We start from the raw sequence: 6,179 nt of genomic DNA on the forward strand, positions 1-6,179 counted from the left end.
TTTCCGAACAAGATTGAGATTGGCATTGACGCCGTGTTCAAGCGCCAGCCTTGAGACCGAAACGCCGGGTTCCAGGCACGCCGCAACAAGGCGCTCTCTCGAGACAGGGTCATATCGACGTCGACCGTCACGTCCCACAAGTCGCACCAGAAGTTTTTGAGCATCATCCATGATTTAGCGTCCACCTATTTTTGGTGGACACTTCATGCCTCAGAGCACCGCGCTTCAGAAGGTGCCTGGAAAGTCGCGCTTACGAACGATTTGGCTTCCAGAAGCTGATTGCCGAGATCGGCCTAGGCCAGGCCGGCATGGTTGTCAGTTTTGATGCGTCTCGTCTGGCTCGTAACAATCGGGACTGGCATCAGTTACTTGACCTGTGCGCGATGTTTGGCGTGATCATCGCTGACGGCGAACGCCTCTACGATCCTTGCGCCTATCATGACCGGTTGCTCCTCGGCCTGTCGGGGATCATGAGTGAGGCGGAACTGCATCAGATCAGGCAACGCCTCCACCGTGGCGAACGCCAGAAGGCGGCGCGTGGGGAACTGAAGATTCCCCTGCCGGCCGGCCTTGCACATGATATCAGTGGGACAATCACCCTTAATCCTGACGAGGAGGTTCAGGCTAGGCTTGCTCTCGTCTTTGCCAAATTCCGCGAATTGGGGACCGCCCGCGCCGTCATGCGCTATCTCAGGGCGAAAGAATTACCTCTACCAATGCGGCCTTTGCGGGGACCGGAACCCCATGGCGTTGTCTGGCGTGAAGCTAACAGCCCTCGCGTGCTCGGAATTCTTCATAATCCTGCCTATGCCGGTGCTTATGTTTATGGCCGGCGGCGTCTGGAAAGCGGGCGAATTCGTCAAGGCGTTCACTGTTGTAAGTCACGCAAGGTTTCCATTGAAGACTGGGAAGTTTGCCTGCACGCGGCTCATCCCGGTTACATAGGCTGGGAGGAATTCATGGAAAACCAGAACCGACTGGCCGACAATGTCAACCACTACGACGCCGGCCATACGGGAGCGCCGCGTAAGGGAGCCGCGCTTTTGCAAGGGATCGCCGTGTGCGGTCGATGCGGGCGGCGGATGAGCATCCGCTATACCGGACCCGATGCGCCTTATCCCGTTTACACATGCCGTGCCGATCGCGATCAAGATGCCGGCCCGCTTTGCCAAGAGGTCCGTGCCCTGCCGGTCGATGCAACAGTGGAGCAGGTTTTGCTTGATGCCCTGTCTTGTTGGAACTTGCCAGCATCGTGGAACACCTTTGTGGCAAGTTGGCAGCGCGGTCGCGAGCGGAGTGTAAGGACAATTATGCCGCTGATGTAAATGAGATTATGCCGCAAGAGGACTCACAATGAGTGATTTATCCGCCATTTTACGGCAAATATTCGTGACTATCTCAGAGAACGTCCTTGATATAGACGAAAGCTGCGGTATAATTATTATTACATTGATACTCGATCTCATACCCGGAGCCCGCAATGCCTGCGAAGTACGGCGGCAAGCGATCAAAGATGGATGCCCTCATCGACGAGGGCACCTTCAATCCAAATTCCGAGAAGGTGCGCGACCCGAAGTTCAGCAGCAGCGAGTTCTTCGATCCGCACGACGCCGTCCAGGTCAAATACGAGATGCTGCGGCGCGTCTCCATCGACAACGTCTCGGTAACGGACGCTTCCGACGAGTATGGTGTTTCCAGGCCAACCTACTACCAGGCCAGGGCGAACTTCGACCTGACCGGGATTGCCGGACTGGTGCCGGCAAAGCCGGGTCCCCGCGGGCCCCACAAGGTCGACGACAAAGTCCTGGCATTTCTGCAGGCGAGGCTGGTCCCGGGCGAACCCGTTCATGCACGCGATCTCGCCAAGATGGTCCGCAACGAACTCGATATCGCACTACATCCCAGGACGATCGAGCGGGTGTTAAAAAAAACGATCCGCTAGACGTTACCGTGGGACCGGCATGTTCATTGCCTGACATCGCGGACCAGTACGAGGTGCTGCGCAGCGCAGCTCTCGGCGAAGTTCTGCCGCTCAAGGCCCGTAGCGGGCTGATGCTTTTTCTGCGCCGCGGCATGTGGGGATGGGCCCGCGCACTGCCTGCAGCGGCAAGCCCTGACCAAGAGCAGTTTTACCCGTCATCGGCCACCCGACCGGCGCACGGCGAACTCAGCGCCGTCGTTCATGTCCTGGCGACCATCGCCATGAGCATCCACCAACGGAGAGCACCATGAATGTACACCTCAAAGTCCAGTCCCATCACCGTGAACGCAGCGCCTACCTCTACGTCCGCCAATCTTCGATGCGGCAAGTCATCGACAACACCGAGAGCGCCATGCGCCAATATGCGCTTCGCGGCCGCGCTATCGCCCTGGGTTGGCGCGAGGAGCAGATTATCGTTATCGATAACGATCAAGGCGAATCCGGCGCATCGGCGGTCTGGCGTGAAGGATTTCAGCGCCTGGTCAGCGATGTCGGCATGGGGCATGCCGGGATCGTCATGGGCCTGGAGGTCTCCCGTCTGGCGCGCAACAATGCCGACTGGCAGCGTCTGCTCGAGATCTGCGCCCTTGCTGACACCCTGATCCTCGACGAGGACGGTGTCTATGACCCGGCAAGTTTCAACGACCGGCTTCTGCTCGGCCTAAAGGGAACAATGAGTGAGGCCGAACTACATGTGATCAAGGCACGGCTTCGTGGCGGCATCCTCAACAAGGCGCGCCGCGGCGAGTTTCGTTGCCCACTGCCAACCGGCATGGTCTACGATCATTCCGGCAATGTGACGCTTGATCCAGACATGCAAGTCAGAGAGACGATCGCCCATTTCTTCGAGACGTTCTCTCGCGTCGGATCCGCCTCCCAGACCGTCAAGGCCTTTCGTCAAGAAGGCATTCTCTTTCCCTCCCGCTTGCACGACAGCCAGACGGTTTTCCGGCCACTGACGCCTTCGACGGCGATGCGCGTGCTGCACAATCCACGTTACGCCGGAGCCTATGTTTATGGCCGCCGTCGCTATCGACGAACCATTGATGGCAAAAAGCTCGTGCGTGAACAAGCTAGTGACGATTGGACGGCATGTATTCCAGATGCCCATCCCGGCTATATCAATTGGGAGCAGCATCAGGAGAATCTGAGGATTCTAAAGTCGAACATCTGCCATAAATGGAACGCGGCGGTCGCATCACCTCCGCGGGAGGGCTCGGCGTTGCTGCAGGGGCGGGCCGTGTGTGGGCAGTGCGGCAGACATTTTCACATGCGCTATGCTGCCCGGCGTGGCCGGCAGGAAGCCTGGTACGTTTGTGATCGCGCCCGTACCAATCGTGGTGAACCCTTGTGCCAGGCGATCGCTGCATCTCCCGTCGACGAAGCCATCGGCATGCTGATCGCGGAGCAGATGACGCCGGCGGCCATCGAATTGGCGATTGAAGTCCGCAAGGAGATCGAAGCGCGACATGAAGAAGCGGACCGGCTGCGCTGTCGCGCGATCGAGCGTGCCCAAACGGAAGCCGATCTCGCCCAGCGCCGTTTCATGCTCGTCGATCCCAATAACCGCCTCGTCGCCGACACGCTCGAGGGCGAATGGAACGGGAAGCTCCGCATCTTGGCTAACGCCCGCGAAGAGCGCGAGCGCGGCCGGGTGCACGATCAATTCATCCTCGATAAGGCCGTCCACGAGCGGTTGGTCGCGATGACGGCGGACTTCAAAAAACTCTGGGCCAATCCAGAGACTCCAAACCGCGAGCGAAAGCGCCTGCTTGCCCACATCATTGAGGACGTCACCCTCCTCAAACTACCCAAGAGAGGCACCACCAAGGCTCATATTCGCTTCAAGGGCGGCAAAACGCAGACGCTCGTCACCATCAGCCCAAAATCGCCCAGCCAGCAGATCAAGACGAACCCCGACATCATCGAATTGATCGACGAACTCCTCGATAATCATATTTTTTCCGAGATCGCAGAGATTCTCAATAATCAGGGATATCGTCCAGGTTCCGTGGCGCGCCGTGACCAGCGCAATGCTCGCTTCACAACCAAACGCGTCACCTATCTCGTCCGCGAGTACAAGCTGAGATCACGCTATGACCGCCTCCGAGATCGTGGGATGTTGACAAAAAATGAGGCGGCCGCACGCCTCAATATCCATGAGCATACCCTCGCCAGATGGGCTGAACACGGCCTCGTCACCAGCCATGCCTACAACGGACACTACTACCTGTACGAGCTTCCCACGGCAGACATACCGCAAAAGCAATGCAGCCGGTGGAACCAACTCGTTGATCGCGTCGCCGCGCGTAACCAGTACGAAAGCCAAGCCAAAACCTTCAACTGAAGCCAGAAGGGAGATGCAGTATGAATTCAAATCGTTCAGCACCAGCACAAAGCCGGACCGGTCGAAGAATAGCAGCTTCATCCGGTCACGACGGCGATTGCAGAAAGCAAAGACGGCAGGAGCAAAGGGATCCAACGCCATCGTCTCCTGGACCAGAACCGCAAGGCTATTGATGCCGGCTCGAAAGTCGATCGGCTCACGATGCAGGTAAACCTTGAGATCAGCGCCAAGTCTGAACATGACCCAGCGCTCCTATTGTTGCTGCCAACCCTTCGGCATCACCGCATTCCACCGTCAGGCTCACCCCGTTCGGCAGCGAAGCGCTCACCTTGACTGCAGATGACAGCCTCTCGATCCTTTTATCCAAGCTGCTGCGCTGCTCTGGCAGGCTTCGATCGGAGCCGACCTGAACCGGGACGAAGGCCGAAGCCGCAGGCACAGAACCGACCTGCTTGGCCTTCTGTATCCATTTCCGCACGAGATTGGCGTTCACGCCGTGCTCGAGCGCCAGGCGTGAGACCGAAACGCCAGGCTCCATACACGCCGCAACAAGCCGATCTCTCGAAGCAGGGTCATATCGGCGACGGCCGTCGCGCCCCACAAGCCGCACCTGAAGTTTTTGAGCATCTTCATCCATGATTTAGTGTCCACCTATTTTGGTGGAAACCTCATGCCTCAGAGTAAGAAGCTTCAGAAGGTGCACGGAAATTCGCGCTTACAATCGTTCAGCGCTGCCAGATCCTGATTTACCGAGATCATCGTCAATGACGCATATCCGTTCGTGGGGCCAGCCGAGAGCAACAGCTCGGTCCACAAGCCGATACTGAAGTTGGGTGCTCTCCTGATGATGGCGAACCTGCCCAGCAGAAGATTGTCGAATATAGATATAGGCCGTCTTGCTGCGGTGTGCAGTCGAAAGGCGGCCATCGTCGCTATCGACTCTGCTCAGCATGATGGTTCGTCTCCACCAGTCTGTTCGCCGGCCGCTTCCGCCATAAAAGTTCGGCAATCACCTTGGCGATCTGCGCCTTTCTTTCCTCTGAAAGGCTTTGCCAGGGCCGCGGCAAATTCTTCATGCCGGACTGCTGCAGGGGTACTCGGGACGCTATACAAGTCATTCTCGACTGCTGTCGTGTCATCGCGAATCACCTCGGGCGTAGAAAGGGCCAAGGTGCGGCGCAAATGGCGCATCAATGTGAGCAAGGTGGCAACGTCGATACGAGGGATCGATATTGAGCCCTCGCGGGCCTCCACCAGAGGCACAGAAAGATCGGTTTGATTGCGGCGGATTGATCGATGGCGCCCATTTGGCAGCCTAACAACGATGAAGTCGCGACCGCGGGTCGTCTCAAGCGAAACCAGCTCAAAACGCTGCCCGTAAAGACCGTGACGAGGGTTTGTAATCGTGACATGAGATATATGCCCATCAAGAAGTGGGGTATTCTGCGATGATCGGTAACCCAACCTACGCCGATGCCATCCTCGACAGGCTCGTTCATAACGCACACCGCATAAACCTCGAAGGCGACAGTATGCGAAAGCGAAAAGAACCGACGCTCTTGACCGGCGGCGAAATAAAAGAAATCAATCACCCGTAACAGCAATAAGGTAAGCGATGCATAGACCCCATCTGGCGAGTGCGCTGCTGAGGTTCTATTCGTGCCTGAGAAATTGGGAGCTCTGGTATGAACTGCTATGTCTGCGCCTATGTCTGAACATAGAACATTCCATATGATCGAAGCTGTGGCCAGTCCCCTTGAGGGTGCGCCGCGGCAGTTCCGTCGTTGGTCAGACGATTTCAAGGCGCAGGCGGTGGCCGAAGCCATGGAACCTGGGGCGAGTGTTTCGGCG

General features: G+C 57.5%; 8 protein-coding genes and 2 pseudogenes. 6 read left to right on the forward strand and 4 right to left on the reverse strand.

Going from position 1 to position 6,179, the window contains the following annotated elements:
- Window positions 1–174, reverse strand: a 174-nt coding sequence (locus tag AB4Z52_RS35540) for a transposase (RefSeq protein WP_442222516.1), incomplete at its 3' end; no start/stop codon positions are given.
- A gap of 20 nt (window positions 175–194) precedes the next feature.
- Here AB4Z52_RS35540 and AB4Z52_RS35545 point away from each other — a divergent pair.
- The 4 genes from AB4Z52_RS35545 to AB4Z52_RS35560 all read left to right on the forward strand — a co-directional run bounded on the left by AB4Z52_RS35545 (window position 195) and on the right by AB4Z52_RS35560 (window position 4,328).
- On the forward strand, window positions 195–1,325 hold the full coding sequence (locus AB4Z52_RS35545) for a recombinase family protein (RefSeq protein WP_442222517.1): 1,131 nt from the start codon (window positions 195–197) through the stop codon (window positions 1,323–1,325).
- 155 nt (window positions 1,326–1,480) lie between these two features.
- Window positions 1,481–1,942 carry a helix-turn-helix domain-containing protein gene (locus AB4Z52_RS35550; protein ID WP_442222512.1) on the forward strand — a complete coding sequence of 154 codons (462 nt, stop codon included), beginning with the start codon at window positions 1,481–1,483 and terminating at the stop codon, window positions 1,940–1,942.
- 26 nt (window positions 1,943–1,968) lie between these two features.
- Complete coding sequence (locus AB4Z52_RS35555) at window positions 1,969–2,232, forward strand: hypothetical protein (RefSeq protein WP_221095824.1); 264 nt, start codon at window positions 1,969–1,971, stop codon at window positions 2,230–2,232.
- Window positions 2,229–4,328, forward strand: a complete 2,100-nt coding sequence (locus tag AB4Z52_RS35560) for a recombinase family protein (protein ID WP_442222513.1) — start codon at window positions 2,229–2,231, stop codon at window positions 4,326–4,328. The genes AB4Z52_RS35555 and AB4Z52_RS35560 overlap by 4 nt, the downstream gene beginning before the upstream one ends.
- Before the next feature lie 36 nt (window positions 4,329–4,364).
- On the opposite strand, the pseudogene tnpB reads toward AB4Z52_RS35560, so the two are convergent.
- From tnpB to AB4Z52_RS35575, 3 genes and pseudogenes are all read right to left on the reverse strand, one after another.
- A pseudogene (tnpB, locus tag AB4Z52_RS35565) lies at window positions 4,365–4,568 on the reverse strand (IS66 family insertion sequence element accessory protein TnpB); the annotation flags it as partial.
- Window positions 4,549–4,965 (reverse strand): IS66-like element accessory protein TnpA, encoded by a 417-nt coding sequence (gene tnpA / locus AB4Z52_RS35570; protein WP_442222514.1) that lies wholly within the window; start codon window positions 4,963–4,965, stop codon window positions 4,549–4,551. The pseudogene tnpB and the gene tnpA, both read right to left, overlap by 20 nt.
- Window positions 4,966–5,273: 308 nt before the next feature.
- On the reverse strand, window positions 5,274–5,834 hold the full coding sequence (locus tag AB4Z52_RS35575) for a DUF5372 family protein (RefSeq protein ID WP_442222515.1): 561 nt from the start codon (window positions 5,832–5,834) through the stop codon (window positions 5,274–5,276).
- On the opposite strand from AB4Z52_RS35575, the pseudogene AB4Z52_RS35580 reads away from it, so the two are divergent.
- Together AB4Z52_RS35580 and AB4Z52_RS35585 are read left to right on the forward strand one after the other, a co-directional pair.
- Window positions 5,777–5,926: pseudogene (locus AB4Z52_RS35580) on the forward strand (ATP-binding protein); the annotation flags it as partial. The gene AB4Z52_RS35575 and the pseudogene AB4Z52_RS35580 sit on opposite strands and share 58 nt — an antisense overlap.
- A gap of 133 nt (window positions 5,927–6,059) precedes the next feature.
- Window positions 6,060–6,179 (forward strand): transposase (locus AB4Z52_RS35585; protein ID WP_442222518.1); only part of this gene is annotated, 120 nt, incomplete at its 3' end.

It is taken from the genome of Rhizobium sp. 2YAF20, from assembly GCF_052114685.1.
Lineage (GTDB): Bacteria > Pseudomonadota > Alphaproteobacteria > Rhizobiales > Rhizobiaceae > Rhizobium.

Excerpts from the sequence above, each read along its gene's own strand:
- tnpA (WP_442222514.1), bottom strand. The coding sequence starts at position 4,965 with ATGGATGAAGATGCTCAAAAACTTCAGGTGCGGCTTGTGGGGCGCGAC.
- AB4Z52_RS35550 (WP_442222512.1), top strand. The coding sequence starts at position 1,481 with ATGCCTGCGAAGTACGGCGGCAAGCGATCAAAGATGGATGCCCTCATC.
- AB4Z52_RS35560 (WP_442222513.1), top strand. The coding sequence starts at position 2,229 with ATGAATGTACACCTCAAAGTCCAGTCCCATCACCGTGAACGCAGCGCC.